This is a genomic window from Nonomuraea sp. NPDC049158 (assembly GCF_040648335.1).
In the GTDB taxonomy this organism is placed as follows: domain Bacteria; phylum Actinomycetota; class Actinomycetes; order Streptosporangiales; family Streptosporangiaceae; genus Nonomuraea.
Genome location: NZ_JBEZDM010000013.1, coordinates 19,536 through 46,130 on the forward strand (window position 1 = coordinate 19,536; position 26,595 = coordinate 46,130).

General features: G+C 69.5%; 27 protein-coding genes. 11 read left to right on the forward strand and 16 right to left on the reverse strand.

Annotated features, from left to right (window positions below; genetic code table 11):
• Window positions 1-272: hypothetical protein (locus tag AB0B61_RS26985; RefSeq protein WP_358437137.1), on the reverse strand; the 272-nt coding region annotated here is incomplete at its 3' end.
• Window positions 273-878: 606 nt separating this feature from the next.
• Here AB0B61_RS26985 and AB0B61_RS26990 point away from each other — a divergent pair.
• Window positions 879-1,832, forward strand: a complete 954-nt coding sequence (locus AB0B61_RS26990; protein ID WP_358437140.1) for a serine hydrolase domain-containing protein — start codon at window positions 879-881, stop codon at window positions 1,830-1,832.
• A gap of 126 nt (window positions 1,833-1,958) precedes the next feature.
• Here the strand turns inward: AB0B61_RS26990 and AB0B61_RS26995 are convergent, their stop codons facing one another.
• The gene (locus tag AB0B61_RS26995) at window positions 1,959-2,918 is read right to left on the reverse strand and encodes a zinc-binding dehydrogenase (protein ID WP_358437143.1); all 960 of its coding nucleotides are present in this window, start codon (window positions 2,916-2,918) and stop codon (window positions 1,959-1,961) included.
• A gap of 83 nt (window positions 2,919-3,001) precedes the next feature.
• On the opposite strand from AB0B61_RS26995, the gene AB0B61_RS27000 reads away from it, so the two are divergent.
• Window positions 3,002-3,616 carry a helix-turn-helix domain-containing protein gene (locus AB0B61_RS27000; RefSeq protein WP_358437146.1) on the forward strand — a complete coding sequence of 205 codons (615 nt, stop codon included), beginning with the start codon at window positions 3,002-3,004 and terminating at the stop codon, window positions 3,614-3,616.
• 54 nt (window positions 3,617-3,670) lie between these two features.
• On the opposite strand, the gene AB0B61_RS27005 is transcribed toward AB0B61_RS27000, so the two are convergent.
• A complete protein-coding gene (locus AB0B61_RS27005) occupies window positions 3,671-4,540 on the reverse strand; it encodes a LysR substrate-binding domain-containing protein (protein WP_358437148.1) in 870 nt (289 codons plus the stop codon).
• Window positions 4,541-4,611: 71 nt separating this feature from the next.
• On the opposite strand from AB0B61_RS27005, the gene dapA reads away from it, so the two are divergent.
• A complete protein-coding gene (gene dapA / locus AB0B61_RS27010) occupies window positions 4,612-5,487 on the forward strand; it encodes a 4-hydroxy-tetrahydrodipicolinate synthase (RefSeq protein WP_358437151.1) in 876 nt (291 codons plus the stop codon).
• Here dapA and AB0B61_RS27015 read toward each other — a convergent pair.
• Entirely contained in the window at window positions 5,477-6,622 is a 1,146-nt protein-coding gene (locus AB0B61_RS27015) for an FAD-dependent monooxygenase (protein ID WP_358437154.1), read from the reverse strand. The genes dapA and AB0B61_RS27015 overlap by 11 nt on opposite strands.
• Window positions 6,623-6,706: 84 nt before the next feature.
• Here AB0B61_RS27015 and AB0B61_RS27020 point away from each other — a divergent pair, with 84 nt between their 5' ends.
• A complete protein-coding gene (locus AB0B61_RS27020) occupies window positions 6,707-7,150 on the forward strand; it encodes a MarR family transcriptional regulator (RefSeq protein ID WP_358437157.1) in 444 nt (147 codons plus the stop codon).
• Between the two features lie 97 nt (window positions 7,151-7,247).
• Here the strand turns inward: AB0B61_RS27020 and AB0B61_RS27025 are convergent, their stop codons facing one another.
• From AB0B61_RS27025 to AB0B61_RS27035, 3 genes are read right to left on the reverse strand one after another with little or no spacing between them, the layout of a single operon-like run.
• Window positions 7,248-12,080, reverse strand: a complete 4,833-nt coding sequence (locus AB0B61_RS27025) for a DNA repair ATPase (protein ID WP_358437159.1) — start codon at window positions 12,078-12,080, stop codon at window positions 7,248-7,250.
• 6 nt (window positions 12,081-12,086) lie between these two features.
• On the reverse strand, window positions 12,087-14,183 hold the full coding sequence (locus tag AB0B61_RS27030) for a flotillin family protein (RefSeq protein ID WP_358437161.1): 2,097 nt from the start codon (window positions 14,181-14,183) through the stop codon (window positions 12,087-12,089).
• A complete protein-coding gene (locus tag AB0B61_RS27035; RefSeq protein ID WP_358437163.1) occupies window positions 14,183-14,716 on the reverse strand; it encodes a hypothetical protein in 534 nt (177 codons plus the stop codon). The genes AB0B61_RS27030 and AB0B61_RS27035 overlap by 1 nt, the downstream gene beginning before the upstream one ends.
• A 153-nt stretch (window positions 14,717-14,869) precedes the next feature.
• Here AB0B61_RS27035 and AB0B61_RS27040 point away from each other — a divergent pair, with 153 nt between their 5' ends.
• Window positions 14,870-15,838 carry an NADP-dependent oxidoreductase gene (locus tag AB0B61_RS27040; protein WP_358437166.1) on the forward strand — a complete coding sequence of 323 codons (969 nt, stop codon included), beginning with the start codon at window positions 14,870-14,872 and terminating at the stop codon, window positions 15,836-15,838.
• 12 nt (window positions 15,839-15,850) lie between these two features.
• Here AB0B61_RS27040 and AB0B61_RS27045 read toward each other — a convergent pair whose 3' ends face one another.
• Window positions 15,851-16,360, reverse strand: coding sequence for a CGNR zinc finger domain-containing protein (locus tag AB0B61_RS27045; RefSeq protein ID WP_358437168.1), 510 nt, complete (start codon window positions 16,358-16,360; stop codon window positions 15,851-15,853).
• Window positions 16,361-16,484: 124 nt separating this feature from the next.
• Between AB0B61_RS27045 and AB0B61_RS27050 the strand changes: the two genes are divergently transcribed.
• Window positions 16,485-17,345, forward strand: a complete 861-nt coding sequence (locus tag AB0B61_RS27050) for an alpha/beta hydrolase (protein WP_358437171.1) — start codon at window positions 16,485-16,487, stop codon at window positions 17,343-17,345.
• 11 nt (window positions 17,346-17,356) lie between these two features.
• Here AB0B61_RS27050 and AB0B61_RS27055 read toward each other — a convergent pair whose 3' ends face one another.
• Complete coding sequence (locus AB0B61_RS27055) at window positions 17,357-18,271, reverse strand: aminoglycoside phosphotransferase family protein (RefSeq protein ID WP_358437174.1); 915 nt, start codon at window positions 18,269-18,271, stop codon at window positions 17,357-17,359.
• Between the two features lie 68 nt (window positions 18,272-18,339).
• Here AB0B61_RS27055 and AB0B61_RS27060 point away from each other — a divergent pair, with 68 nt between their 5' ends.
• Window positions 18,340-18,591, forward strand: a complete 252-nt coding sequence (locus AB0B61_RS27060; protein WP_358437177.1) for a hypothetical protein — start codon at window positions 18,340-18,342, stop codon at window positions 18,589-18,591.
• A gap of 2 nt (window positions 18,592-18,593) precedes the next feature.
• Window positions 18,594-19,016 carry a hypothetical protein gene (locus tag AB0B61_RS27065; protein WP_358437180.1) on the forward strand — a complete coding sequence of 141 codons (423 nt, stop codon included), beginning with the start codon at window positions 18,594-18,596 and terminating at the stop codon, window positions 19,014-19,016.
• A gap of 64 nt (window positions 19,017-19,080) precedes the next feature.
• Here AB0B61_RS27065 and AB0B61_RS27070 read toward each other — a convergent pair whose 3' ends face one another.
• The 5 genes from AB0B61_RS27070 to AB0B61_RS27090 form a co-directional block, all read right to left on the reverse strand.
• On the reverse strand, window positions 19,081-20,106 hold the full coding sequence (locus tag AB0B61_RS27070; RefSeq protein WP_358437182.1) for an MBL fold metallo-hydrolase: 1,026 nt from the start codon (window positions 20,104-20,106) through the stop codon (window positions 19,081-19,083).
• Between the two features lie 245 nt (window positions 20,107-20,351).
• Complete coding sequence (locus AB0B61_RS27075; RefSeq protein WP_358437184.1) at window positions 20,352-21,497, reverse strand: hypothetical protein; 1,146 nt, start codon at window positions 21,495-21,497, stop codon at window positions 20,352-20,354.
• Between the two features lie 195 nt (window positions 21,498-21,692).
• Entirely contained in the window at window positions 21,693-21,833 is a 141-nt protein-coding gene (locus AB0B61_RS27080; RefSeq protein WP_358437186.1) for a hypothetical protein, read from the reverse strand.
• A gap of 53 nt (window positions 21,834-21,886) precedes the next feature.
• The gene (locus AB0B61_RS27085; protein WP_358437189.1) at window positions 21,887-22,765 is read right to left on the reverse strand and encodes a 1,4-dihydroxy-2-naphthoyl-CoA synthase; all 879 of its coding nucleotides are present in this window, start codon (window positions 22,763-22,765) and stop codon (window positions 21,887-21,889) included.
• 9 nt (window positions 22,766-22,774) lie between these two features.
• Window positions 22,775-23,287 carry a PadR family transcriptional regulator gene (locus AB0B61_RS27090; RefSeq protein ID WP_358203967.1) on the reverse strand — a complete coding sequence of 171 codons (513 nt, stop codon included), beginning with the start codon at window positions 23,285-23,287 and terminating at the stop codon, window positions 22,775-22,777.
• 76 nt (window positions 23,288-23,363) lie between these two features.
• Here AB0B61_RS27090 and AB0B61_RS27095 point away from each other — a divergent pair, with 76 nt between their 5' ends.
• Window positions 23,364-23,936, forward strand: coding sequence for a hypothetical protein (locus AB0B61_RS27095; protein ID WP_358437192.1), 573 nt, complete (start codon window positions 23,364-23,366; stop codon window positions 23,934-23,936).
• Between the two features lie 86 nt (window positions 23,937-24,022).
• On the opposite strand, the gene AB0B61_RS27100 is transcribed toward AB0B61_RS27095, so the two are convergent.
• Window positions 24,023-24,355, reverse strand: a complete 333-nt coding sequence (locus AB0B61_RS27100; protein ID WP_358437194.1) for a metalloregulator ArsR/SmtB family transcription factor — start codon at window positions 24,353-24,355, stop codon at window positions 24,023-24,025.
• 86 nt (window positions 24,356-24,441) lie between these two features.
• Here AB0B61_RS27100 and AB0B61_RS27105 point away from each other — a divergent pair, with 86 nt between their 5' ends.
• Window positions 24,442-24,612 (forward strand): DUF3073 domain-containing protein, encoded by a 171-nt coding sequence (locus tag AB0B61_RS27105; RefSeq protein WP_358437197.1) that lies wholly within the window; start codon window positions 24,442-24,444, stop codon window positions 24,610-24,612.
• Here the strand turns inward: AB0B61_RS27105 and AB0B61_RS27110 are convergent.
• Window positions 24,575-25,861, reverse strand: a complete 1,287-nt coding sequence (locus AB0B61_RS27110; protein WP_358437200.1) for a cytochrome P450 — start codon at window positions 25,859-25,861, stop codon at window positions 24,575-24,577. The two genes, AB0B61_RS27105 and AB0B61_RS27110, sit on opposite strands and share 38 nt — an antisense overlap.
• Window positions 25,862-25,927: 66 nt before the next feature.
• Between AB0B61_RS27110 and AB0B61_RS27115 the strand changes: the two genes are divergently transcribed.
• On the forward strand, window positions 25,928-26,524 hold the full coding sequence (locus tag AB0B61_RS27115) for a TetR family transcriptional regulator (protein WP_358437203.1): 597 nt from the start codon (window positions 25,928-25,930) through the stop codon (window positions 26,522-26,524).
• Window positions 26,525-26,595 lie beyond the last annotated feature (71 nt).

Sequence of the window (26,595 nt, forward strand, 5' to 3'; positions counted from 1 at the left end):
TCGGCGTGCCCCGCCGCGGTGACCATGGCCTGCCCCTCCAGCACGATCACCGTCCGTCCGGTGAACGTGAGCACGACCTGGGCCGCCAACACGACGACCACCGTCCACCCCGTCATCGTGAGCTCGGCGTGCCCCGCCGTGGTGACCATGGCCTGCCCCTCCAGCACGATCACCGTCCGTCCGGTGAACGTGAGCACGACCTGGGCCGCCAACACGACAACCACGGTCCGCCCCGTCATCGTGGGTACGGCCTGGACCGCTAACGCGATCACGGTCCGCCCCTCCGTCGTGGGTACGGGCTGGGCTTCCGTGTCGACCGCGGTCCGGCCCACCGTCGCCATCGCCTGAACACCGGCCGCGCCGAGGACTGCACGCCGGCCCAGTCCTCCTCTCAGTCCACCGCCTGGAACGGCATCCGGACCGCCGGCTGGAGCGGTTGGATGGCATCGTTCGGAGCGCGACTCGGCGCGCGGATCCGAGCGCGCATGGGCGATCGCCACGAGGTAACTCCGCTGTGAGATGAGCACGGGCGCGGGTCCCATCGTCCGTGGTGACGGTCCGACCCGCGACTCAACGGAACCGCTCCGGGCCTGACCTGACGCCCGGCGCGGTTCCGGCTCCCACTTTCTCGAGCCGTCTGCTCACCACTGAAGCGAGCAGACGGCTCGACTGCGTTCGAAGGTGCCTGGCAGCCCGGAACGATCGAGAGAGCGCCAAACTATGATCCGATCAAACTATGACGCGATCATAGTTTCCGAGCCGCAAGCGGGACGGCTCGTTGGGAGTGAGGTCCTGGGCGGTCTGGCACCATGAGCGCGGTTGACTCTCACACGGTGTCAGGTCATAGACCGGGAAGTCCCAACGAAGAGGAGGTTGTCATGGCATTGGCGGATCGGGTGGATGCCGTCCTACAGGCGGGCAAGGCGCCGAATCTGCACGGTCTCGTGGTCGTCGAGAACGGGCAGGTCATCCTCGAACGCTACGGCGCGGGCCAGGACGTCAAGCTCAACGAACCCCTCGGGCACGTCACGTTCGGGCCGGACACGCTGCACGACGTCCGATCCGTCACCAAAAGCGTGGTCTCGCTCCTGTACGGCATCGCGCTGGCCGAGAAGCTGGTGGCGCCCCCGGAGGAGGGACTACTCGCGCAATTCCCGGAATATCAGGATCTGGCGGCTGATCCCCAGCGGGCCCGTCTCACCATCGAGCATGCCCTGACGATGACGCTCGGGATGGAGTGGGACGAGAGCGTTCCGTACACCAGCACCGCCAACAGCGAACTCGCGATGGAGTACGCGCCCGACCGCTACCGCTTCGTACTGGAGCGGCCCATCGTGGAGGAGCCGGGGCAGCGGCGGGTTTACTCCGGCGGGGCGACGGCGCTGATCGGGCGGATCGTCGTCAAGGGGACCGGCCGGTCGCTGGCCGAGTTCGCCAGGAGCGCGCTGTTCGAGCCGCTGGGCATCGGCGCGTTCGAGTGGTCGCAGGGTGACGACGGGGACGAGATGGCGGCGTCGGGCCTGCGGCTGACGCCGCGCGACCTGGCCGCCATCGGTACGGTCGTGCTCGACGGCGGGCGTGGGATCGTGCCGCGGAGCTGGATCGAGGAGCTGTGGCGACCCCGGGTGAAGATCGACGACAGGTCCCACTACAGCTTCCAGTGGTACGTCGGCACCGGCGAGCGCCCCTCGATCGCCGCGCATGGCAACGGGGGCCAGGCGATCCACGTGGCACCCGAGCGCGGGCTGGTCGTGGCCGTGACGGCGGGCGAGTACAACCTCGAACAGCTCAGCGCCGCGGCCGTGCTCGACGCGGTCCTCGAAGGGGCCTGACCGCCGGTAGTTCTCCGCGCCCTGACCCTCAGCGGTCCTCGGCGGGACCTGGCCGACGGCGGTCCTCCGAGGGCCCGACCCGCCTGACCTGCCCGACCCGCCTGACCCGCCTGGCCCGCCTGGCCGTCAGGGTGTCAGGATCAGCCTGCCCAGTGCCGTGCGGCTTTCCAGGCGGCGGTGGGCCTCGACGGCCGACTCCAGTGGCAGGGTGGCTTCGACGTACGCGCGGCTGCGTCCGTCGGCCACCCTGGCCAGCATCTCCGGGTAGCTGACGCCGAACACCCCGGCGCCCCATGCGGGCCCGCCGCACCCGACGATGGTCACGCCGCGAGCCCAGAGATCGGCGGCGCCCACTGCGGCGGGTTCGCCGCTCAGCGAGCCGTAGCAGAGCATGCGCCCGGAGCCGGGCGTGAGGTGATCGAGCACCTGCCTGGCCGACGGCCCGCCGATCGAGTCGAAGACCACGTCCACGTCGGGCAACTGGCCGGTCCAGTCCGGCTCCCGGTGGTCGATGACCTCGTCGGCCCCCATCTGCCGGGCCCGCTCCCGTTTCGGCGCGGCGCCCGCGGTGGCGATCACCCGTTCCGCGCCGAACTCCTTGGCATGTTGCAGCAGGTACGTCCCGACGGAACTCGCTCCGGCCTCCACCAGTACGGTCTCCCCGCCCTTGAGCCCGGCCCGGTGCAGCAGCCCCAGCGCGATGGCGCCCGGCGCGGCGGCGGCGACGGCGTTGACCGGCGACACGCCGTCGGGCACCGGGCAGATCAGTGACGAGGACACCGCCGCGTACTCGGCGTAGGAGCCGACTCCGCCGGTCACGCCGGCGACGATGGTGCCCAGCAGGGTCTCGTCGACTCCGGCCCCGACTTCGGTGACCACGCCGGCCACCTCGGCGCCGAACACCGCGGGCAGCGGCACCGGCATCGGGAACGGCATCGTGCCCGCCCGCAGCTGGGTCTCCGCGTAGCTGACGCCGATGGCCTGCGTACGGATGACCAGCTGCCCTTCTCCCGCCTTCGGCTCCGGCCAGTCCTCGGCCTTGAGCACCTCGGGACCGCCCAGTTCGTGGACAACGATCGCGCGCATGGACACACTCCTCGTAAGTGAACCTTTGGTCCAGTTAATATATGGACCGGTGGTCAAGTTTGTCCATGGGGGACAATGATCCGATGGAACGGCGGGAACGGGCCGACGCGGCACGCAACAGGCGGGCGATCCTGGCGGCCGCCGAGGAGTTGCTGCGGGAGCATCCGCCGGAGGAGGTCTCCGTCGAGCGGGTCGCCGTCGCGGCGGGGGTGGGCAAGGGGACGGTGTTCCACCGGTTCGGCAGCCGCGTCGGGCTCATGCAGGAGCTGATGTCGGAGCGGGCGCACGCGTTGGAGCAGGCCGTCCTGGAGGGGCCGCCGCCGCTGGGGCCGGGCGCGTCGGCTCGGGAACGGCTGGTGGCCTTCCTTGACGCGGTGGTCGCGATGGCCACCCGAAGCGCGGGGCTGATCGCCGCGCACGAGCACGCCCGGCTGACCCAGAAGGCCGGGGGCGGGACGCGGCTGGCCAATCCGATCTACGTGTCATGGCACCGGCACGTCTCGGCCCTGATCGCCGAGGCGCGGCCGGATGTCGACGCCGACCTGGCCGCGCACGTGCTGCTCGGCACGCTGCACACGGAGCCGATCGGCGGCCTGCTGCACGCCGGGGAGTCGGCGAGGGTCGCCGCCACCCTGGGCGACCTGGCCAGGGGCCTACTCGGCGACACAGCGGGTCCGCTCAGAAAAGAGGGCGGCTGACGGCCGCTCAGAGCGGGAGGCGGGTGACGGTGGCGCGAAGATCGCGACGGCCGCTCAGAGGGGGAGGTGGGTGATCGCTGTGTGGAAGGCCGCGACGGCCGCCTTGATCGCGGGATGCTCGCCGTACCCCCTGCGGAAGGCGGCCAGGGTGCGGCGGCTGAGTGGCAGTCCGGTCAGCGTCACCCCGTGCGGCGGCGCGAGCGCGGCCAGACGGGGGACGAGCGCCACGCCCTGACCGGCGGCGACGAAGGCGAGCACGGTGTCGAAGTCGTCGATCTGGTGACGGACCCGTGGTTCGAAACCGGCCGCCTGGCAGGCCCGGATCGCCATCGCGTGGCACAGGGTCCCCGGTTTGCCGACGATCCAGGCGTCATCGCGCGCGTCGGCGATCGTGGCCCGGTCCGTGAGGTACATCTGCTCCCCGAACAGCGGCTCCGTCTCCAGCGACGCGTCGGTGACCGGCGGCACGAAGTCGTACTCGTGCACGAGCGCGACGTCCAGCTCACCCGCCCGCAGCGCGGCGGAGACGTCGGCGGGGTCGATCTCGGAGACCATCGGCCGCAGCCCCGGATGCGCGCGGGACAGCTCGGCGAGCGCGGGCGGCAGCAGCACGCGCGCCGCCGTGGGGAACGCGCCGACCCGCAGCGGCCCCGACGGGCCGCTCCGCACCGCGGCGAGCGCCGCGGACGCCCTTTCCAGCTGTTCGAGTACGTCCTGCGCGTGCTCGACGAGCAGGTGGCCGGCGGGCGTCAGGGTGACCGTCCGGCCCGTACGCTCCAGCAGCGGTACGCCCGCCTCCCGTTCCAGGGCGCTGAGCTGCTGGGAGATCGCCGACGGGGTGAAGCTGAGCGCCTCGGCGACGGCGGCGATGGTGCCGCGCTGGGCGAGTTCGCGCAGGAGGTGGAGCTTGCGAGGGTCGAGCATCAGACAAGCTTAAGCTCGTCAGCAGAAATCCGCGCTGGACCTAACGTATTGATCCCAGTCAGGCTGAGAGCATGCTGACAGGAATCCATGTGCCGCTGGTCACGCCGTTCACCCAGGACGGCGAGGTGGCCGTCGAGGCGATCGACAAGCTCGCCCGCCACGTTCTCGACCAGGGCGCCGCCGGGCTGGTCGCGCTGGGCACCACCGGAGAGGTCGCGGCGCTGACGCCCGCCGAGCGGGCTCGGGTGATCGAGGTCTGCGTCGCGGTCTGCGCGGAACGCGAGGTGCCGCTGACCGTCGGCATCACCGGCAACGACACGCGCTCGACGGCGGCGGCGTTGAAGGAGCTGCCTTCGGGGGTCTCCGCCGCGCTGCTGACCGTGCCGTACTTCCTGCGTCCTTCGGAGCGCGGTGTCATCGCGCACTTCGAGGCGTTGGCGGAGGAGACGCCGGTGCCGCTGGTGATGTACCACATTCCCTACCGGACCGGGCAGGCCGTCAGTGCCGCGACCCTGCGTCATCTGGGCGGGCACCCGATGATCGCCGGAGTGAAGTACGCGACGGGCGGGATCGACCAGGACGCCGTGGACCTGCTCGGGGACCTGCCCGAGGGGTTCGAGGTGCTCGGGGGTGACGACCTGTTCATCTCGCCGCTACTGGCGCTGGGCGCCGCGGGCGGCATCCTGGCCTCGGCGCACCTGGCCACCGACCGGTTCGTCGAGCTGGCCGCGGCGTGGCGCGCGGGTGATGCGGTCAGGGCCCGGGCGCTGGGTCATCGGCTCGCCCGGCTGTCGGCCGCGCTGTTCGCCGAGCCGAACCCGACCGTCATCAAGGGGGTCCTGCACGCCAGAGGCCTGATCCCGACCCCCGACGTGCGCCTGCCGCTGCTGCCCGCGAGAGCGGAGGCGGTGTCACAAGCTGACCTGGCGACCGGTGTCACAGGCTGACCTGGTGGCGGTACATCCAGGACAGTGACTCCTGGCTGGCCAGCTTCTTCAGGAAGAGCGGCATCATCAGGTCGCGGAACACCCGGGCGACCGGGCCCGCGGCCTTGTTGTTGCTGATCGTCCGCGAATAGGCGACGACCTTCTCCACCCGCCCGCGGCGCTCGTTCTCGAACCGCTCGAACGCCGCCCGGTGGTCCTTCGTCGCACGCAGGCACCTGGCCAGCACGACGGCATCCTCGATGGCCAGCGAGGCGCCCTGCCCGGCGCTCGGCGAGGTGGCGTGCGCGGCGTCGCCGGTGAGCACCACCCGTCCCTTGTGCCAGGTCGGCAGGGGCGGCAGGTCGTGGATCGGCAGCGCCGACGCCACCTCGCTCCGCTCGATCACCTCGGCGGAGAAGTTCGCGTCGTCCCGGAACGCCTCTACCAGCACCGGCTTCCAGTCCGCGGGAACGTCGCCCAGCTCGCGGGGCAGGTTGGCGAACCACCAGGTCTCGCCGGAGGCGGCTACGGTGTAGCCGAAGAAGGCGCGCTTGCCGAAGACCATGTTGTAGACGCCCGGCTCGCCGGTGAACTTAGGGTCGTGCACGAGTCCGCCGAGGCTGTAGAGGCCGCTGTAACGCGGCTTCGGGGCACTCGGGTCGAGCTGGGCGCGGGTCCGCGAGTGGACGCCGTCGGCGGCGATCAGTATGTCGCCCGTCTCCTGCGTGCCGTCCTCGAAGCGGGCCGTCACCTGGTCGCCCGTGTCGTCGAAGGAGACCAGGCGCTTGCCGTACGAGATCTTGATGCCATGGGAGAGGGCCTCGTCACGGACGATGCGGTAGAGGTCGGCGCGCAGGATCGTGTGGCTCACCGTGCCGTCGTCCAGGGCCAGGCCGTTGGCCACCTCGCCGAGGCGCTTGCCGGTGCCGCTCCACATGACCATCCTCGGGGTGGGGATGCCGGCGGACAGCACCCGGCGGTGCGCACCCAGCACGCGCAGGGCGTCCAAGCCGTTCGAGGCGACGTTGAGAAACGAGCCGACGCTCTCGGCCGTGTCCGGGTAGGCCTCGAAGATCTCGGCGTCGATGCCGGTCTTGCGCAAGGCCATCGCGGTGGCGGGGCCGCCGATGCCGCATCCTATGATCAGAGCCTTCATGGTGATAACCTTTCGTTCGGTCGAACGAAATATATGCCGGGGAGGAGGACCGTGTCCAGAGATATTTCGGAACACCGAAAGAATTTGCTCGAAGCCCTGTTCATGGCCGGGCGGGACAACAGCAACGCCGCCGTGATGTTCCACAGCGCCGTCGGCGAGCTGCTGGGGGTGGGGATGACCGAGGAGAAGGCGCTCGACCTGTTGCAACGGCTGGGCCCGCTGACGGCGGGGGAGCTGGCGCAGCACACCGGCCTCGCCCCCGCCTCGGTGAGCGGGCTGATCGACCGGTTGGAGGGCAAGTGGCTGGTGCGCCGCACCCGCGACACCAAGGACCGGCGGCGGGTGATCGTCGAGGTCAACCACGAGGCGCTGGCCGGCGGCGCCGAGGTCTTCGAGCCGCTGGTGACCGGGCTGTCCGAGCTCTACGCCGGCTACTCGGACGAACAGCTGGAGCTGATCCTCGACTTCCTCACCCGGGCCACGGCCATCCAGCGACAGTGCACGACGCAGCTGACCTCGTCGCCGTGACGCGCCCGTCAGTCGCCTGATGGTCCCTCTGTCCGCCGCGTCATCGCGAAGGCCCGTCCGTTCGCCGCGGTCACCGCGAAGTCGCGGTGACCGCGCGTCAGTCCGCCGTGTTCTCCCTGATGGCCGTGCCGACCTCGCCCACCCGGTCCGCGAGCAGGCCGATGGCGCCCACGGCCCTGGTCATCGGGTCGTCCTCGGCGCCGCCGAGCGCCTTGGCGCGCAGGTAGGCCGCCTTGAGGTCGCTCCAGCGGGCGGCCTGGGCGGGGGTGAGCCGGCCGCGCAGCTCGGCGAGCTTGAGCAGGTTGGCCTCCGCGTCGCTCGTCAGGGTCTGCGCCTCGCCGAGGTAGTGGTCGTCGATGACCGCCTCCAGCTCGGCCTCGTTCATGGCGGGCACGATCCGCTCGGCCAGCTTGTTCATGTTCCGGTACGAGCCCTGCAGCCGAAACGGCGGCTCGGTACGGGCGGCGTCGGACTGTCCGGCCGAGGCGATGTACGCCTGGTTGTTGGCCAGCACGACCTCCTGCACCCGCACCAGTTTGCGCAGCACGCTGAGGATCTGGTCCAGCTCGGTCTTGGCGTACGGGTGCCGGAGCTGGTCCGGCCGGGCGCTCTGGTCGCCGCGCGCCAGCCGTACCAGAAGCTCCACGTCGGCCCGGTCACGGGCGGAGAGCGGCGCCAGCACCGGGTTGGAGGTGAGCGCGTTGTCGATGTAGCTCAGCGCGAACAGCTCGTCCTTGCCCGACAGCACGTCGCCGAGGTTCCAGACGTCGGCGCGGTTGGCGAGCATGTCGGGGATGCGGAAGCGCCGGCCCGACTCGGTGTACGGATTGCCCGCCATGCACACCGCGAACCGCTTGCCACGCAGGTCGTAGGTGCGGGTGCGGCCGTTCCAGACGCCCTCGATCCGGCGCTGGGCGTCGCACAGCGAGATGAACTTCTGCAGTAGCTCGGGCGAGGTGTGCTGGATGTCGTCCAGGTACAGCAGCGTGTTGTTGCCGGTCTCCAGGGCGAAGGAGATCTTCTCGACCTCCTGCCTGGCCGTCGCGTCGGGCGCCTCCGCCGGGTCGAGCGAGGTGACGGCGTGGCCGAGCGCCGGGCCGTTCACCTTGACGAAGACCAGGCCGAGCCGGCTGGCGACGTACTCCATCAGCGTCGTCTTGCCGTAGCCCGGCGGCGAGATGAGCAGCAGGAGGCCCATCTGGTCGGTCCGCTTGTCCCCGCCGGCGGCGCCCAGCTGCTTGGCCAGGTTGTCGCCGATCAGCGGCAGGTACACCTCGTCGAGCAGCCGGTTGCGGACGAACGCGCTCATGACCTTGGGGCGGTACTCCTCCAGCCGCAGCCGGGCCCGCTCGGCGGTCACCAGCTCGGTGCGCCGCTTCTGGTAGGCCCGGTAGGCGGGGACGCGTTCGGTACGGAAGCGGCGGGTCCTGGCCAGCGTCTCGTCCAGCCGCAGCTCCAGCTTGCGGTCGGCGACGCGCGGGTGGGTGCCCAGCAGGCCCTCCACCGTGGCGGTCAGGGTGGCGCTGGAGTCGTGGCGGGGCAGGTCGCAGAGCTGTACGGCGATGGACTCGGGCACCTCGGGGCCCTTGCCGAAGGCGCCGATCCAGGCCCGGGCCAGCTCCAGCCGCTCGGGCAGCGCCACGGCCTTGAGATCCTCCTCGAACTCGCGTGACCTGGCCGGGCCGAGCGTCTGGTGGAAGCCTTGGAGGAGGGTGCGGGCCGCCGCGCTGGTCACGAAGCCGGTGGGCTGGGTGGCGAGCTCCTCGACGAGATACTCCCCGGCGAGCGACGCCGTCTCGCCGGGCCCAGGGTGGAATGCGGCGATCTGCGCGCCCAATTCCGTTGCGAGAGCGGCAATCTCCGGTGTCGGTCCGAAGATCGTGCGGGCGCGCACCAGCGACAGAGCCCGTGTGGCCAATGTTTTACGTGAAACCTCGTCCACCCCGAACGCCCAGTACAGCTGCGCCGCCGCCCGAGCGTCCGGTGGGTACCGCAGCAGCCCGGCTCCCTCCCGGAGCCGCAGCAGCGTGTCGAGGATGGCGGCCGCGTCGTGGTCGTGGACGCCGCGTTCGTACCCCTCGTCGTAGCGCTGTTCGGCCGCCTGCCGTACGAGGTCCTGGAGCGGCCCGCCCGGTACCGCCACGTCGAGCAGCGAGGCGGCCAGGTGCTCGGCGCGGTAGACCTCCGGGGTCTCCGAGGCGAGCAGCTGGTCCCAGAAGGGACGGGTGTCGGCGAACGCGGCGGGGGCCGGGGAGCGGTAGTCGGTCCCGGTGATGGCGAAGTGCATGTCACCGTCGTGCGGCACCAGCGTGAGGTCGATCGGCTGGGTGTTGACCGCGAACCGGTGCCGGCCCAGGCGCAGCGTCTCGCCGCCGTCGGAGAACAGGTCGAGGCGGTCGCGCAGGGCCCGGCCCGCCTCCTGCTGCGCGGCCTTGACCCTGCCGTCGAGCTCCTCGGCGCGTACCGCGTCGCGGAGCCCGCGCAGCTCGGTGGCGACCGAGCGGAGCTTGGCCACCATCGGGTCGGTGGCGAAGAAGGTGTTGACCTCGTCGAGCGAGCCCAGCGACGGCAGCCGCCTGGTGATGCTGCCCAGGATGCGCTCGGCCGAGGCGAAGATCCGGTCGGCCCGGCGGGCGAGCTCGTCCAGCTGCGTCTGCTTGCGGGCCGAGAACGCCTCGTACACGTCGTCCCGCTTGGCCGCGAGCCGGGCGGCGAAGTCGTCGAACTCGCCGAAGCGCGTCTCCAGCGCCTCCAGCCGCAGCATCAGCCTGCCAAGCTGCTCGTCGCACCGCTCCGGCGTGTCCGCCACCGCCAGCGCGCCGGTGATGGCCTGCCCGAGCAGCGCGAACTCGGCCGCGAACGCCGCCCGTCCCTCGGCCCCGAGCAGCTCCCGCCGGCGGCCGTCCAGGAGGGCCCGCGCCCGGTTCACGCCGCCGAGCACCTCGGCGATGCGTTCCAGGATGGAGGTGCGTACGGTGGCGTCGGCGATCTCCAGCGAGCCCACGACCTCGGTGACGACCTCCAGCCCCTCGGACTGGGTGGCCAGGCGCTCCGTGACGGGCTCGGCCTCGGCGACGGTGGTGATCGCGGCGGCCTCGGCGGCCAGCCGCTCGACCGCCTCGTGGTAGCCGGTGAACGCGTCGGCCCCCTGGAGGAACCCGACGGCCCGCTGCCCCACGGAGACCAGTTCGTCGGCCAGCGATCCGGACAGCTTGTCCAGCTGGGCGAGGTCGAGGTAGCGGACCTCGCGCAGCGTCACCAGGCGGCCCTGGGCCCGGCGCAACGTGGCCAGCAGCGTCACCCAGGCGTCGGCGGTGGCGGGAGTGTCGCCTCGGGCCTGGCGGACGAGCCGGGTGGTCTCCTCCGCGGCCTCGGCGAGGGTGCGGGCGGCCTGGCGGGTGAGCGCCTCGACGTGCTCGTACTCGTCGAGGACCTGCTCGGCGGTGGCCCGCACCTCGGAGAGCGGGGCGCGCAGGCCCTGCTCGCCGAGCCAGTGGTAGTGGTCGAAGGCCCGCGTACAGGCGGCGATCAGCGCCTCGAACGTGGCGGCCGACGGCGCCATCTCGCCGATCATGCGGGCCACCGACAGGCAGTCGGAGATGCCGCGTACCAGCTCGGCGTTGCCGATGCGCTCCAGCGGGCCGGTGCCGGTGGGCTGGGCGGCGGCGTAGGTGTCGGAGACGTACGGCGTCTGCCAGACCTGCATGGGGTGGACCCGCGTCGGCTCCTCGGAGGTGGCGCGGAAGACCACCATCGTGCCGTCGTCGAACAGGGAGTAGCCGTGGCAGACGATGGGGTTGGCCACCTCCTTCCTGATGACGTTGTACGGCAGGAGCAGGGAGCGGCCGTCGCCTCTGGCGTGGAAGACGTACAGGACGTCCTCGCCGTTGGGGGAGCGGACCACGCGGTCGAACTCCAGGTCCGTGACGTCCGTGTCGAACGTCTTGCTGACCCCGGTGGCCAGGTAGTAGCCGCCGGGGAAGATCAACCCTTGGTCCTCGGGGAGGCGCTGGCAGGCCTGGCCGATGCCGTCGAGCCTGGTCACGGCCTTGGTACGGGTGTTGAAGACCAGGTGGCGCCAGTCGGGCTCCTTGTACGGCCGGATCCTGATCAGGATGAGCGGGCCGATGACGGCGTGCTCGACGTCGGCGTCGGCCAGGCTCTGGAGGGGCTCGGCCACGGGCTCGGCGTAGATGCCCTCGCCGGTCTCCGTGTTGTTCTCGATCTTGATGGTGAGGTCGCCGCCGACCGTTTCGACGAACACCTCGTCGCGGATGGAGATGTGCGGGTGGCGGCCCAGCACGTGGTGGTCGCGGGTGGCCGGGATCCACGCGAAGTCATGCGAAGGCGGGAAGGCATGGTCCCGCTCACCCCTGTTGTCCTGATATTTCGTGACTCCTTGGGAGTCGGCCGTCCATCTGAAGACCCGGGTGTCGGCCGGGCCGGTCTGGAAGACGGCCAGCAGCTTGCCCTCGACGCGTCTCAGGTGGTGGAGCCTGGACTCCTTGTAGTAGCGGTACAGCTCGGCGAAGTCCTTTTGGAACGCCGGCTCCTCCAGGGCGGGAAGACGGTCGGGGTCGAACCTGAAGGCGTCGCCGTCCCTGGTGAAGCGGTGCACGGAGAAGACGTCGGCGACCGTGGTCTCCGGCTTCAGCCCGATGAAGACGTTGTAGCCGAACAGCATGACGCCGCCCAGGGAGACGATGTCCCGGGGAACGCAGTTGTTGTCCGTACGAATGCGCTCGGTGCCGAGCAGGCGCAGTTCCGTGCCGCCGAAGACGGTCAGGCGCTGGGCGTTGACCCCTTCGGTGGCCGCGGCGAGGGCTTTGGCCTGGGCTTCCAGCCGGGACTTGAGCACCTCGTAGGTCCCGGCCTCAAGCCCGGCCGACCCGCTGGTGCCGGGCTCCGCCGTCTGTACGTCGTCGGTCACGCGCGATCAGACCTTCGCGGCGGTGAGCGCGGCCACCGGGGAGTCGGCCACGCCCAGGCGGCGGGCCGTCTCCAGGAGCTCGCCCAGCGGGCCCGAGTCGGGGCCGCCGTTCTGGATGAGCCGGAGCAGCAGCGCCGACACGGTCAGGTTCTTCAGGTCCTCGGTGCTCACCCCGTTGATCAGCGCGCTGAGGTCACCCGCGAGGCTGGCCGACCCGTTGAGGTACGGCGCCGCCAGCGTGCCGGCCACCTGCGAGTGCTCCACGAACCCGTCCACCACCTTGCCCGCGGTGATCGAGCCCACGACCTTGTCGAAGAACATCGTGTCGCCGCCGACGATGTCGATGTTCGCCTTGGCCAGACCGGCGGCCAGCACGCTGGCCTGCGACTCCGCCACCTGCCGCGTGACGTCGATCTGCTTGAGGCGTACGTCCTTGTCGGCCTCCAGCCGCAGGCGGAACTCCTCGTGCCCCCGGCTCGCGTCGTCGAGCGCGGCCATCGCGGCGGCCTTCTCGGTCAGACCCTCGGCCTCGGCCTTGAGCTTCTCGCCCACCGCCGTCGCGGCGGCCAGGGCCATCGCCTGCTCGCCCTCCGCCTGCGCCTTGAGCCGGTCGCCCTCGACCATGGCCATGGACCTGGCGCCCTCCGCCTCGGCCCGCAGCCTCTCGGCCAGGACCGCCGCCTCCGCGCGGCCGACCTTCTCGATCGCCTCCGCGTCACGCTCCTTGACCTGTACCTCGGCCAGCCCGGCAGCCGCCGACTCGGCCTGGATGCCCTCGGCCAGCCTGATCTTGGCTCGGGTGTCGAGCTCGGCGGCCTGCTGCCTGGCCTCGGCCAGCGTCAGCTCCTCGCGGGCCTTGAACTTCGAGGCCGCCTCCGCGGCCTCGGCCGCCTTGATGCCCTTGACCAGGTTCTCCTGCGCCTCGGCCTCGGCGGCGATGATCACGCTCTGGCGGGTACGCTCGGCCTCCTCGACCACGCGCAGCCGCTTGATGCTCTCCTCCTGCTCGGCCACCGTCTTGTCGACGGCGATCCGCTCGCGCACCACCTCGGCGATCGACCGCTTCTCGGTCTCGACCTCTTTGTCCTTGGCGATGCGCGACAGCTCGGTCTCCCGCTCGCGGGCGATGATCTCCAGCATGCGGTCCTTCTCGATCCGCTCGGTCTCGATCGCGATCACCCGCTCGCGGTTCTTCTCCGCGACGGCGACCTCACGGGCCCGGTTCTCGTGCTGTACGCCGAGCTGCTCGTCGGTCTTGATGTTGGCCGACTGCGACTTCAGCCGCTCCTCGGCCGCCACGCGGGCGATCTCCGCCTCCTCGCGGGCCTTCATCGTCTCGATCTCGCGCCGCTGCTTGACCTCGGCGTCGGCCTGCCGGCGCTGCAGCTCCAGGATCGCCTCGCGGGCGTCCACGTTCTGGCGGGTGATCTCCTTCTCCTCGCGGCGCTGGAACTCGTTGGTCCGTACGTGCTCGATCGCCGTCAGCTCGGTGATCTTGCGGATGCCCTGCGCGTCGAGGATGTTGCTCTTGTCCAGCGCGGCCAGCGAGGTCTGCTCCAGGTAGTCGATGGCCGCGTCCTCCAGGCTGTAGCCGTTGAGGTCGGTGCCGATGAGCCGGACGATCTGGTCACGGAACTCGTCACGCTTGGTGTAGAGATCGACGAAGTCGAGCTGCTTGCCGGCGGTCTTGAGCGCTTCGGAGAACTTCGCGTTGAACAGCGCCTGCAGGGTCGACTCGTCGCTGGCCCGGACGGTGCCGATGGCCTGGGCGACCTTGATGACGTCCTCGGCGGTCTTGTTGACGCGTACGAAGAAGGTGATCTTGATGTCGGCCCGGATGTTGTCCTGGCAGATCAGCCCCTCGCGGCCGGTCCGTTCGATCTCGATGGTCTTCACCGAGATGTCCATGATCTCGGCCTTGTGAAAGACGGGGAGCACGGTGGCCCCGGTGAACGTCACGTCGACCTTGTTGACCTTCGAGATGATCAGGGCCTTGCCCTGCTCGACCTTCCGGAAAAGGCGGCTGATGACGGCAAGTAAGCCGATCACGATGACCAGCACGACGGCAAGGAATACCCCGAATCCGGTGGAGATGACGTCCATCAGTGCTCGCTTTCGTAAGGCATGACCCAGAAGAATTCGCCATTGGTGTCGTATTCGAAGATGAGCCCGTTGTCGCCGCGCGCGAGCCGGTCCTGGCCGGTCGTCCTGACTTGGACGATGGCCGTGGAGCCGTCGGGCGCGGTGACCTCGGCCTGGCCGAAGTCGGCGGTCGCCTGGCCGGTGCGGATCACGCACATCTGCCCGACGAAGTCACCGCGCGACGGGCGCCGAGCGTCGGGAAGGAGCCGCCGCAGCGGGCTGAGCAGCGCCCGCGTGCCCAACCAGGCCCCAAGCAGGGCAATGATGGGTACGGCCGGCAGCGCGATCCCCGGCGTCACCTGACTGCCGATCAAGGTGAGCAGCCACGCGAACGCGATCAGTAGTGAGAGCGCGATCCCGGCGGGCACTCCGCCCAATCCCAGCCAGGGCGCCTCGCCGTCTTCGAAGTCGAAGAGGCCGGTTATGACAATGAACCAGTAGGCGGCGACCACGACGAGAAGGAAGGTGAATACCACCGTCGGGAAGCTCAGCACGACATGTAAGAACTCGGTCATCGAACCCCGGATACCCCGTCCCCCTGTGATGTCCGTCGGACTCTATACAGATAAAGCGGGACTAAAGCCGAAAGTTCCCGAAATGCGATCTGACTTGACCTCAAGTGCAGTTGAGGATGCACAGTCGTCCCCATGAGTGGAAATTTCATGAAAGCGGCGGCGTTTGCTGACTTCGGCGGACCTGAGGTGCTCAGCGTGATGTCCCGGCCCATGCCGGAGGCCGGGCCGGGCCAGGTCCGGGTCCGGATCAAGGCCGCCGGGATGCAGCCCTTCGACACGGCGGTGCGGGCCGGTTGGACGCCGCCCGGCCTGACCGACCCGTTGCCACGGATCCCCGGCAACGAGTTCGCGGGCGTGATCGACCAGGTGGGGCCGGGCGTGGTCGATCAAGGAAGTCCGGGCGTGGTCGGCCAAGGGGAGCCGGGTGTGCGCCTCGACGTGGGCGCCGAGGTGCTCGGCTTCTCGCTGCTGAACAGCTACGCCGAGTACATCGTGGTCCCCGCCACCGACGTCACGCTCAAGCCCCCGGAGATTCCCTGGGAGGTGGCCGGCGCGCTGACCGCCGCGGTGCAGACCGCCGACATCGCCATCGGCCAGCTGAACCCGGTCGCGGGCGAGACGCTCCTCGTCCACGCCGCCGCCGGAGCGGTCGGCTCGGTCGCCGTACAGCTCGCCGTCCGCAGGGGCGCCACCGTGATCGGCACCGCTCGCGAGGAGAACCACGCCTACCTACGCGATCTGGGCGCTGTCCCCGTCGCCTACGGGGACGGCCTGGCCTCCCGGGTACGCGCGCTCGCGCCCGGCGGTGTGGACGCGGCCCTGGACGGAGCGGGTGGCGCGGCGCTGGACGTCTCCCTGGAGCTGGTCCCGGACCGTGGCCGCATTCTGACCATGGTCGACCATGGCAAGGCGGACGAGTTGGGCATCATGGTCACGAAGGGTGTCCGCACGGCTGAGCGTCTGGCCCGGTATGCCGCCCTTGTCGCGAAGGGGGAGCTGAAGTTCCTGATCCGCCGGACGTACCGGCTGGAGGAGGCGGCGGACGCGCACCGCGAGATCGAAACCCGCCACGGCCGCGGCAAGCTCGCCCTCCTCATCTGACCTTCGGGCCGGTCAGCCCGCGGTGCGCTGGCGTTGGTTGAACCGGCCCACCTTCGCCCGGTTGCCGCACGCCTCCATCGAGCACCAGCGGCGGCTGCCGTTCTTGCTCGTGTCGAGGAACCACAGCACGCACTCCGGGTTCGCGCACTTGCGCACCCGCTCGGGCCGCTCACGGAGGATCCGCACCAGGTCCGCCGCCGCCACCCACGCCGCATGCCACGCCGCCTCGTCCACGACGACCAGCTCGTACGGCTCATGCGGCTGGTGCGGGTCGGCGGCGCGGATCAGTGGGCGGCGGCTGCCGTGGCCGAGCACGGCGTTGAGCCGCTCGGGCCCGCGCCCGTCCAGCACGGCCCGCAGGGCGGCACGAGCCTCCATCAGCCGATCCCGTACGCGCTCCGGCTCGTCGCCACCCGGCAGCCCGTGATCGTCGAGCCAGGCCCGCACGCCATCGAGGTCGTCGAACTGATCGAGCGGCACCCCATGCTCCGACCACATGGTGTTCACCAGGTCGAAGGCCACAGACTCCCCACGAAGCGGCCGCACTCTCACAGGCTCTAACCTCTCAAATCGATTTGACCGGTTAACCAGTCTCATGCTACCACTTAACCATCAAAGCTGATTTAGACGGTTAAGAGGAGTCGCCATGGCCACCCGCTACCGCACCACCGTCATCGACGGCCTGGACGTCTTCTACCGTGAGGCAGGCGACCCGTCGGCCCCCACGCTCGTACTGCTCCACGGCTTCCCCACCTCCTCGATCGCCTACCAGGAGCTGATCGCCGACCTCGCTGATGAGTTCCACCTGATCGCCCCCGACTACCCCGGTTTCGGGCACAGCTCGGCCCCGGCCGCCTCGGAGTGGGACTACACCTTCGACCATCTCGCCGACGTCGTCGACCGGCTGCTCGACTCGCTCGGCCTGACCAGGTACGCCATTTACGTACACGACTACGGCGCCCCCGTCGGCTTCCGGCTCGCCCTGCGCCACCCCGAGCGGATCACCGGCATCATCAGCCAGAACGGCAACGCCTACGAGGACGGACTGGCCCCTTTCTGGAAGGACCTCCGCGAGATCTGGGCGAACCCCACCGAAGCCGACCTCGCACCACTGCGCGCCAACTACACCCGTGAGGCCACGCACTGGCAGTACACCCACGGTGTCCCCGACGTCTCCCTGGTCAACCCCGACAAGGAGGCTCTCGACCAGGCCCTGCTCGACCGTCCGGGCAGTCATGAGATCCAACTCACGCTCTTCTTGAACTACGCCGCCAACGTGGCCGCGTACCCGCAATGGCAGGACTACCTGCGCACCCACCAGCCCCCTGTGCTCGCCGTCTGGGGTCGCAACGACGAGATCTTCGCCCCGGAAGGTGCCAAGGCGTTCGCTCGCGACGTGAAGGACGCCCGCGTCCACCTCCTGGACGCCGGCCACTTCGCCCTGGAAACCCGCCGTCCCCAGATCGCCGCTCTCGTACGAGCCTTCCTCCACAGCCTGTCGGATTGACCCCGGCTGTCCTACAGGCGGTGACGGACCGCCTCGGCCACGGCGAGCTGGATCTCGTTGAGCTCCGGCTCGCCCCGGGCCACGTCCCAGAGCGAGTCCTGCAGCACCCGGCCGAGCGTCCACCCCGCAGCCCGTCGCCGATCCAGCCCGAGCCCGTCCACCATGAGGTCGAACCGCCGCAACACCGCCCGACGCACATCCCCCGTCGCCACGGCCTCCTCCCACCGGTTGCGCAGCGCGGGCATCAGGTCGAACCCGGGGTCCCCGGCGAGCGGCTTGGGGTCGATGGCCAGCCACGGCTCCCGTACCCCGGCCAGCACGTTGTCGTAGTGCAGATCCCAGTGCAGCAACCGATCGCCCGGCTCGCCCGCCAGCTCACGAACCGCCCCCGCGCAGATCTCCAACCAGCGCCGATCCCGCTCCCTGGGCAGCACCGCCACCGCGTCGGAAACGCGGTCGAGCATGCCACCCGCGATGTCCCCCAACTGGCGCATCCCCTGGGGAGCGGGCAGCACCACCAGCCGCCGAAGCAGCTCGGTGAGGATCTCCAGCGCCTTCATGACATCGGGTTCGGACGACAGCGGCCGCCCGGCGTCGAGCCGTTCGAGCAGCAGGGTGCCGGTGGCAGGATCTTCGTCGACCACCAACACCGACCCGTCACCCGCCCAGGCCCGCAGCCCCAGCCCCTCGCCGGCGGTCTCGTCGGTCACGGGCTGCAGCTTGAGCACCGCCCGCGTCCCATCGGCCCGCACCACGGGCAGCACCAGCGCCACGAACCCGTGCGCGGGCGCACCATCGAGCCGCAGGTCCCACTGCTCGAGATACCGCTCGGCCAGCGCGGGCAACCCCGCCGACCAGGCCCGCCCGGCCTCTCCGTCGTACGTCACGTGAGACTCGGTCAAAGCGGCGGGCACCACGATCTCCACCCACCCAGTCTGCCGCAAGCCCCGGCAGGTCATACCCAGGAACGTATGCAGTTGCTACCCTCAATCGTATGCAGACGAAGGACAAGCGGACCAGCTTCTCCCACACCGAGGACGTCGGCAGGCAACTCAAGCAAGCCGCAGCCGCCCACGGAGTCACCGTCTCCACCTACGTAGACGAAGCCGTCGCCGAGAAACTCGATCGAGATCGCAGAATGGCCGTCTGGCGCGAGCTCGTCGGCTACAACCTCAACGACGCCCCCGCCGACACGCTCGCGCGCGTCCGCGCCATGTTCGACCGTATCGAGGAGAGCCGCCGATAGCCGTGCGCTTTCTGGACACCGGCCTGGTCCTCGACCACGCCGCCCTCACCGACTGGCTGGCCAAGGACATCGAGATCGAAGTGATCATCGGTGAAGCCGTCCGCCGCGGCTACCCCATCGTCATCCCCACGATCGTCGCCGCCGAGGCCGCACGTCAGGTCCGTACCGAACCCGCCCGCGAACGCCTGCAGGGCCTGCTGTACATGATCGCCCACCACGTCGACCCGCTCGACAGGGATGACGCCGTCACGGTCGGCTCACTGGCGGCGGAGCACGACGTCGCCTCGCTGCCCGCCGCCCACACCGCACTCGCCGCGTCCCACCGCCGCACCGACGTCGGCAACGCCACCGACTGGCGCATCATCACCCGCGACGCCGGCCCCTACCAGCGACTCTGCCCGGACGTCCCGGTCAACTGGCTCTGACCCCGAAGGGCACATGACAGCGCACGCGCGGCATGCGTGGCGTTCCCAGGCGCTCGGTCGTCTTTCAGCAGCAGACGTTGGTCGATCGTCCGGGTGAGGCGCTCGCGGCGCCTGAAGACGTGCCGGCGCTCGCCTCCTGGTCTTGGACGATGCGGCCGCGCAGCATGATCTCCATGACCTTCATGAAGCGCTGCGTCCTGGAACGGCCGATGACGAACGGATTCGCCGCTCCCGTGGACCCGGCCCGCAACTCCTCGATGCGCGCCAGGCTGTTGTCGCAGCCTCCATGATTGTTCAGCTCGACGTCCACCCCCGCCTGCCTCATCCTGGAGGCGAAGGCGAGCACAGAGGAGAGATTGGTGCGCTTGTCCGCGGTCGCGGCGGGTGGCGCGGTCCCGCCCCACAACATCGCGGTGTGTCGTAGCCCCTTCCAGCGCACCGGGAAGATCGGCGAGACGGTGCCCGGCGTGTGCCCGGGCGTGTGGTGGAACGCGACTGTGGTGTCTCCGAGGGTGAGCCGCTGTCCGTCGGATATCTCCAGGTCTCGCTTGGGGGCATTGGCCGGACGTTCGGCAGCGATGACATTCCAGTCGGCTCGGCTCATCATGACTCGGGCGCCGTACTGGTCGGCGAGGAACTGGGCGCCGCCGAAATGATCGCTATGGCCGTGGGCGACCACCACGTACTTGATCTTCGCTGGATCCACTCCCACAGAGCGCAGCCCGGGAACGATGATCTTTTCGGCGTCGTCCGGTGATCCCATCGCGTCGATGAGGATGACACCCTGGGAGGTGAGCAGGGCCGTGGCCTGGACGAAGCTGGTGCCCACCACCGCGACATCGTCGAAGATCCTCAGTGGCGCGAGGGGCTTCGCCGACGGCATCGGGAGGCCCGGCGTGAGCACTTTGACGAGGGCCCGCAGCACCGGGTCGTCGCCGGCCAGCTTGGCCGCGCGGTCGTAGTAGTGCTGTGCGCTCTTGGGAGCGGCGGCCGATGCCGCCGATGCCTCGGCCCCGCGTCCCGCCAGCGGCAGGAGGGCCGCGGCGGCCAGCAACGCGCGGCGGGACGGGCTGGACTGCCCGAAGGACATGGGCGAACACCTGCTTTCACGGGCCAGAGACCTGGAGGCGATCACGACCCCGATGGACGTCAATGCCCGCTTAGCAGACCAGAACCGATCTCCTTGCGTCCAATATTGCTATCTATCGTCCATCGATAAGGAAGTAGATATCAAGGCTGATCAGGCACCAGTCAGCCGCCGGCCAGCGGGACGAGCTCGACGAAGGAGGCGACGATCTCGGTGTCCAGGTCGTCGATCGGAAATGGTGCCTCCGGTCAGGGCCTGGTCGCGGATCGGCGGCGCATGAGGAGGCCGCCCGCGCCCGCCGCTGCTATCAGAGCGGAGCCCGTCAGTACGAACAGGCGGCCGTCCGGACCGGCGTCGCCGCCCGCGCCCGTGTCGGCTCCCGCCTTCGGGGTGGCGGAAGGCTCAGACTTGTAGGAGGTCTTGGACGATGACTTGGGGGTCGGGGACTTGGACTTCGTGGGGGTCGGCGAGGGGCTGCTGCCGCTGCCTGCCCCGATGGTGAGGGGGTACGTTTTGAGGCTGGTGGCGTCCTGAACCTCGCACTCGATGACCGGGGCGGTCGGTGAAGTGCCGATGTTGATGGCGGCCGCCTTCACCGTCGCCGAGCCCGAGTTCTTCGAGGTGGTCTTCATCTCGACGCTGGTGGGCAGCGTGATGGGGTCACCGTCGGTGACCGCTGTCAGGTCGGCCACTCCGGTCGCGGAGGTCAGCTGGGAGATGCCGGAGATCGCGGCATAGGCGTACAGCTTGCTGCCGGCGGGCAGAGCGGTGGACGGGGCCTCTAGTTCGTAACCTGTCTCATAGGTGCCCGCCCAGCCGATCGAGAACTGTTCGCCGGTCTTGGGGGTGGTCGTCGGCATCGTCAGCGTGACCTTGACCTTGACGGTCTGCGGGGTGGCCTCCGTGCCGGTCTTGCAGGAGTAGGTCACCACGTCACCGGTGCCGTTGCCGGTGCCGCCCTGGCCGACCGTGATCACCACGCTGGTCGTGCTCGTGGTCGTGCACGAGGTCACCTCCGACGGCGCACTGGCCAGGCTCAGCTTCAGGCTGCCCTGCTCGGTGGAGCCCTGGACCGTCATCTCGCCACCCGTCGTGGCGGTCACCGACACCGTGCTCGTGACCTGTCCGGCGAGCACGGAGGTGGATCCGGAGGTGACGCTCGCCCCGGTCTTGCTGAGATCCGTGTGGGTTCCGCCGGTCACCATGAGCTTTCCGGCGACGTGGACCTGCGTGGTGGTGGTCGGTGCCGTGCGCAGCGTCAGGGCGGGAATGCGCCACTTGACGTCGAAGGTGCCACTCGCCGTGTCGGGCATGGTGAGCGGCACGCTGAGCGTTGTGTCGCTGAACGGGCCGCCGGTACAGGTGTAGGCCAGGGTGAGGGTCTTGTCGGCCATGGCTTGCGCTTGCGCGGGAGATGGCAGGCATAACGCGATCACCGCGCTGACGAGCCACAGAGCGGACGCGTGCCTGACGAAGCGGCGCCACACCCCGGATGCCGGCAACTGTCTCATCCCCATCCCACGACTAAGTCAAAGGACGTATCAGAATTCCAGCTCTTGGTCACGATTGGGTAGAGACGGGCAAAGGCCCTAAAGATCGGCCGAGGTGGTCACCACCGCCAGCGCCAGAAGCGGCGCTGGTGCCGAACGAGCAGTCGGCCGGCTCCCTGGTAGGTCGGCGACGAACGGCTCGGCCTCGCCGAACGTTCGCGCGCCGAGCACTCCGCTCACACCGTCACTCTAGATAATCCGGGACGGAATTCCGCGGCAGCGGGGACGGCGGATCAGTAATGCCAGGGGAAGGAGGACCAGTCGGGTGCGCGCTTCTCCAGGAACGAGTCGCGGCCCTCGGCGGCCTCGTCCGTCATGTACGCCAGCCGCGTCGCCTCACCGGCGAACACCTGCTGCCCCACCAACCCGTCATCGACCATGTTGAAGGCATATTTCAACATCCGCTGGGCCGTGGGCGACTTGCCATTGATCTTGCGGCCCCACTCCAGCGCTCTCTGCTCCAGCTCGGCATGGGGGACGACGGCGTTCACCATCCCCATCCGGTGCGCGTCGGCGGCGGAGTAGGTGTCGCCGAGGAAGAAGATCTCGCGGGCGAACTTCTGCCCCACCTGCCGGGCCAGGTACGCCGACCCGAAGCCGCCGTCGAAACTGGCCACGTCGGCGTCCGTCTGCTTGAAGCGGGCATGCTCCTCGCTGGCCAGTGTGAGGTCCGACACGACGTGCAGGCTGTGCCCGCCGCCCGCGGCCCAGCCGGGCACCACGCAGATGACGATCTTTGGCATGAAGCGGATCAGCCGCTGCACCTCCAGGATGTGCAGCCGGCCGGTGGACGCCGAGCCGTCGGCGTACTGGTAGCCGTCCTTGCCCCTGATCCGCTGGTCGCCGCCCGAGCAGAAGGCCCAGCCGCCGTCCTTGGGCGAGGGGCCGTTGCCGGTGAGCAGCACGCAGCCCACGTCCGTGGTCTGCCGGGCATGGTCGAGCGCTCGATAGAGCTCATCGACCGTCTGCGGGCGGAACGCGTTGCGCACCTCGGGGCGATCGAAGGCGATCCGTACGGTGCCCTGGTCGACCGCCCGGTGATAGGTGATGTCGGTGAAGTCGAATCCCTCGACCACCTGCCATGCCTTCGGATCGAACAGTTCGGAGACCATGGGGCGAGCCTAACGGATCTGCCCTTCGGCCCATTCGGCCCAGTCCCGCGCCGTGGTGCTCAGGTGATGGCCGTACTCCAGCACGAGCCTCCCGTACACCGACAGATTGTCCTGCCCGGACTCCACGAACTCCCTGATGCTCTCCAGGTGCGCCAACCGTTCGGCCGCCATCTCCGCCTGCCGCCGCAGGTAGTCCTTGGCCTGTGACGGATCCACCTGGGCCAGGAAGAACACGCGCAACAGCATGTCGCTGCGTACGTTCCGGACCGGCTCCACCTCGATGAGCCAGTGGCGCAGTTCGGCCAGGCCCTCTTCGGTGATGGCATACTCCTTGCGGCCGCGCGGCCCCTCGGCCGCCACGCTCACCAACCCGGCGTCGGCCAGCTTGCCGAGCTCGGCGTAGAGCTGGCTCTGCGTGGCCGGCCAGACGTTCGCGAGGGAGACGTCGAACATCTTCATCAGGTCATAGCCGCTCGCGGGTCCTTCGGAAAGCAGGCCGAGCGCGGCGTGTCGAAGACTCATATTCCTATATTGACATATCGAGCTCGCAGGTTCTACCTTCGACATGTCTGCATAGGAATGTCGTTGGGAGATTGACATGCGCGGTCTGCTGGGATTCGCCCCCTGGATCCTCTACGCGATCATCGCCACCGGCGACGAGTGGCGCTGGGGCGCCATCACCGGTCTCGTCATCGCGCTGGTCCTCGTCGTCGTGGACCGCCGAGCGGGGCGGGCCTGGGACGAGATGGTGATCGAGTCGAGCGCCGCGGTCTTCTTCGCCTGCCTCACGGTCCTGTCGCTGATCGATCCGCATTCGTTCCTCACGCCGTACGGCCCGGCGCTGGTCAACGTCTGGCTGGCGGGCACCGCCTGGGGCTCGCTGGCCATCCGCCGGCCGTTCACGCTCGGCATCGCGCGGACCATGGCGCCCAAGGAAGCCTGGAACACCCCGGCCTTCTACCGGGTCAACGCGGTCATCACCACGGTCTGGGCGAGCGCGTTCACCGTCGCCGCCGTGTCGCTGACGTTCGTGCTGGCCGCCGCGCCGCACGCGACAGCCGTGGTCATCGCCATCAAGGTGGTCACGTTCGCCGCCCCGGCCGTCTTCACCGCCCGCTACCCCAAGGTCGTCCAGGCCCGCGCCCGCCGCGCGGCCGCCGCCGACAAGTAGCGACAAGCACGTTATAGCTCGCAAGCGCATGCTCAGCCGCGGCGTCCTCGAAGACCGAGCCCGGATTGATCACCCACCGAGCCCTGTCAGGGGACCTCGGCTCGTAGCTCGGCGAGCAGCTCGCCCTGGTCGGCGAGCATGTCGGTGAGGATGCGGCGAGCGGCCCCGAGCAGGTCGGCCAGCTCGGGGGTGGCCAGCGTGTAGACGACGGTGCTGCCCTCGCGGATGGCGCTCACGATCCCGGCTCTTCGCAGCACGGCCAGTTGCTGGGAGAGGCTCGACGGCTCGATGTCGATCTGGGCCAGGAGTTCCCGGACCGGAAGCGGGCCTTCCTGGAGTAGCTCCAGCACTTTGATGCGAGCGGGGTGGCCGAGAGTTCGGAAGAAATCGGCCTTGGCCTGGTAGACCTCCACGTGCATAGTGTCAGACTAATCCAGCGCACTTGCATAGTTCTTCAAGTCGTAACGTTGTTGGCTAAGATGACAGCGGGGACTAGGGAGTAGCCATGGGCCGAGGAAGAGCCAAGGCGAAGCAGACGAAGGTCGCTCGCCAGCTTAAGTACACCGATCACAACATCGACTACGACCGGCTCCGCAAGGAGCTGGGCGCCGACTCGCCGCATGACGAGATGCACCCGACTACGGCGTCCGAGCAGGAGTCCGAGCACGCGCGCTGACGCGTGTCAGCTTCGCAGGGGCAAGGGTGACGAGCTTGAGCCGCCTGGCCTCCGGCGCCGGATTCGGCGCGGAGAGCTCCAGGCGGCCCAGCACCTCTCGGAGGATGACGCGCATCTCCAGGAGGGCGAGCTGGGCGCCGACGCAGAAGCGCCGGCCGCCGCCGAAGGGCATCCACGCCTTGCCGTGGGCGTCCGCGCCGTCCAGGAAGCGTTCGGGCCTGAATTCCTCAGGTGACGGCCAGATCGACGGGTCCTGGTGGATGAGTGCGATGAGCGGTGCCGCGTACCATTCGGCGGGCACCTCATAGTCGCCCAGCCGCAGCGGGGCGTCGACCAGCCGGGGCGCCTCGAAGACGACCGGCCTGACGCGCAGTGCCTCCTTGACCACGGCATCGAGATACTCCTCGTCGTGCGGCAGCCGGTCGAGCACTTCTGGGGTGCGTAGCAGCCGTTCGAACGCCCACGCCAGCCCCGTGGCCGTCGTCTCGTGACCGGCGATGAGCAGGGTGATCAGCTCGTCGCGCACTTCCTGGTCCCCGAGTTCGGTCTCGAGCAGCCTGCCCAGCACGTCGGTGCCGCCCGGCTCGGCGCGCCGCCGGCCGATCTCGTCGAACAGGATCTCGTCGACGGCCGCGCGCAGCCGCAGGAACCGCGCGTACGGGGTGAACGGCAGGCGCCGCGTGGCCTCGCGCAATCGGGGCGGCAGCACCATCATCGCCGGCGAGCCGCCGACCTCGATCAGCTTCGGCAGCAGTACGCGTAGCCGGTCGAGCCGCTGAGCGTCGCGGATGCCGAAGACCAGCCGGAGTATGACCTCCAGCGTGATCTCCTGCATGCGGTCGCGCAGCGCGAACGGGGTGCCGAGCGGCCAGGTCGCGATCTTCTCGGCGGCGATGGCGGCGATCTCGCCCTCGTACCCGGCGATCTGCTTGGCGCGCAGCGGCGGGGTGAGCAGCCGCCGGTGCCGCCACCACGGCTCGTCGTCGAGGGTGAGCAGGGAGTGCGCGCCGACCATCGGCTCGAGGAAGTCGCGCCGGACGCGACCGGCCCGTCCGCCGCCCTGGTCGAGCCGGTAGACCTGCTCGGCCAGCTCGGGAGTGGCGACGTAGACCTCGGGTGGGAAGCCGAAGAGGCGCACGGTGAAGATCGGGCCGTATTTGCGGCGGCACTTCTCGAGCGCGCCAAGCGGGTTGCTCAGCAGCCAGGCGGTCTGGAGCAGCGCGGGGAGCCTCGGTCCAGGGGGGAGCATCGTTCGACCCTTCGTGTATATATACGTACGTCATATACGCTTGTATATATCGATAGCATAGAACACGTGTCGAGAACAGAGCTCGGTGGATACCGGGAGAGACTCCTGGCGGCGGCGGTCAACTGCCTGCAGGAGAAGGGCTATGCCCGTACGACCGCCCGCGACCTGGTCGCCGCGTCGGGCACCAACCTGGCCTCCATCGGCTACCACTTCGGCGGCAAGGACGCCCTGCTCAACGAGGCGATCGTGGCCGCCTACGACGCCTGGATCGAGCACGTGGAGGAGTCGGTCTTCGGGGGGCCGCTGGCGAGCCCGAGGGAGATGCTCGAACGCGCCATGGTGTCCCTGGTCGACGTCTTCGCGGAGATGCGGCCGCAACTGGTCCTGGCCGTGGAGGCATACCCGGCGGCTCTGCGCGAGGACGTGCTGAGAGAGAAGCTGGCCGCCGTCTACGCCAGGGCCAGGAAGGCGGGCGTCGACATGATCAACAGGGCGGCGGCGGAGCTGGGGGTGGAGCTCGGGTTCGCGCCGGACGCCCTGATCGCGGTGCTGATCGCGATCTCGGACGGCCTGATGATCCAATGGCTCCTGGACCCGGAGAGCACCCCCGACGCCCACCAGGTGGTGGAGGCGCTGGCCGCACTGTCGGCCTTCATCGCCTGACCCCTGATCGCCTGACTCCTGATCGCCTGATCGCCTGATCAGCCCGTGCGGGTGTCGTGGGTCGCGAGTCG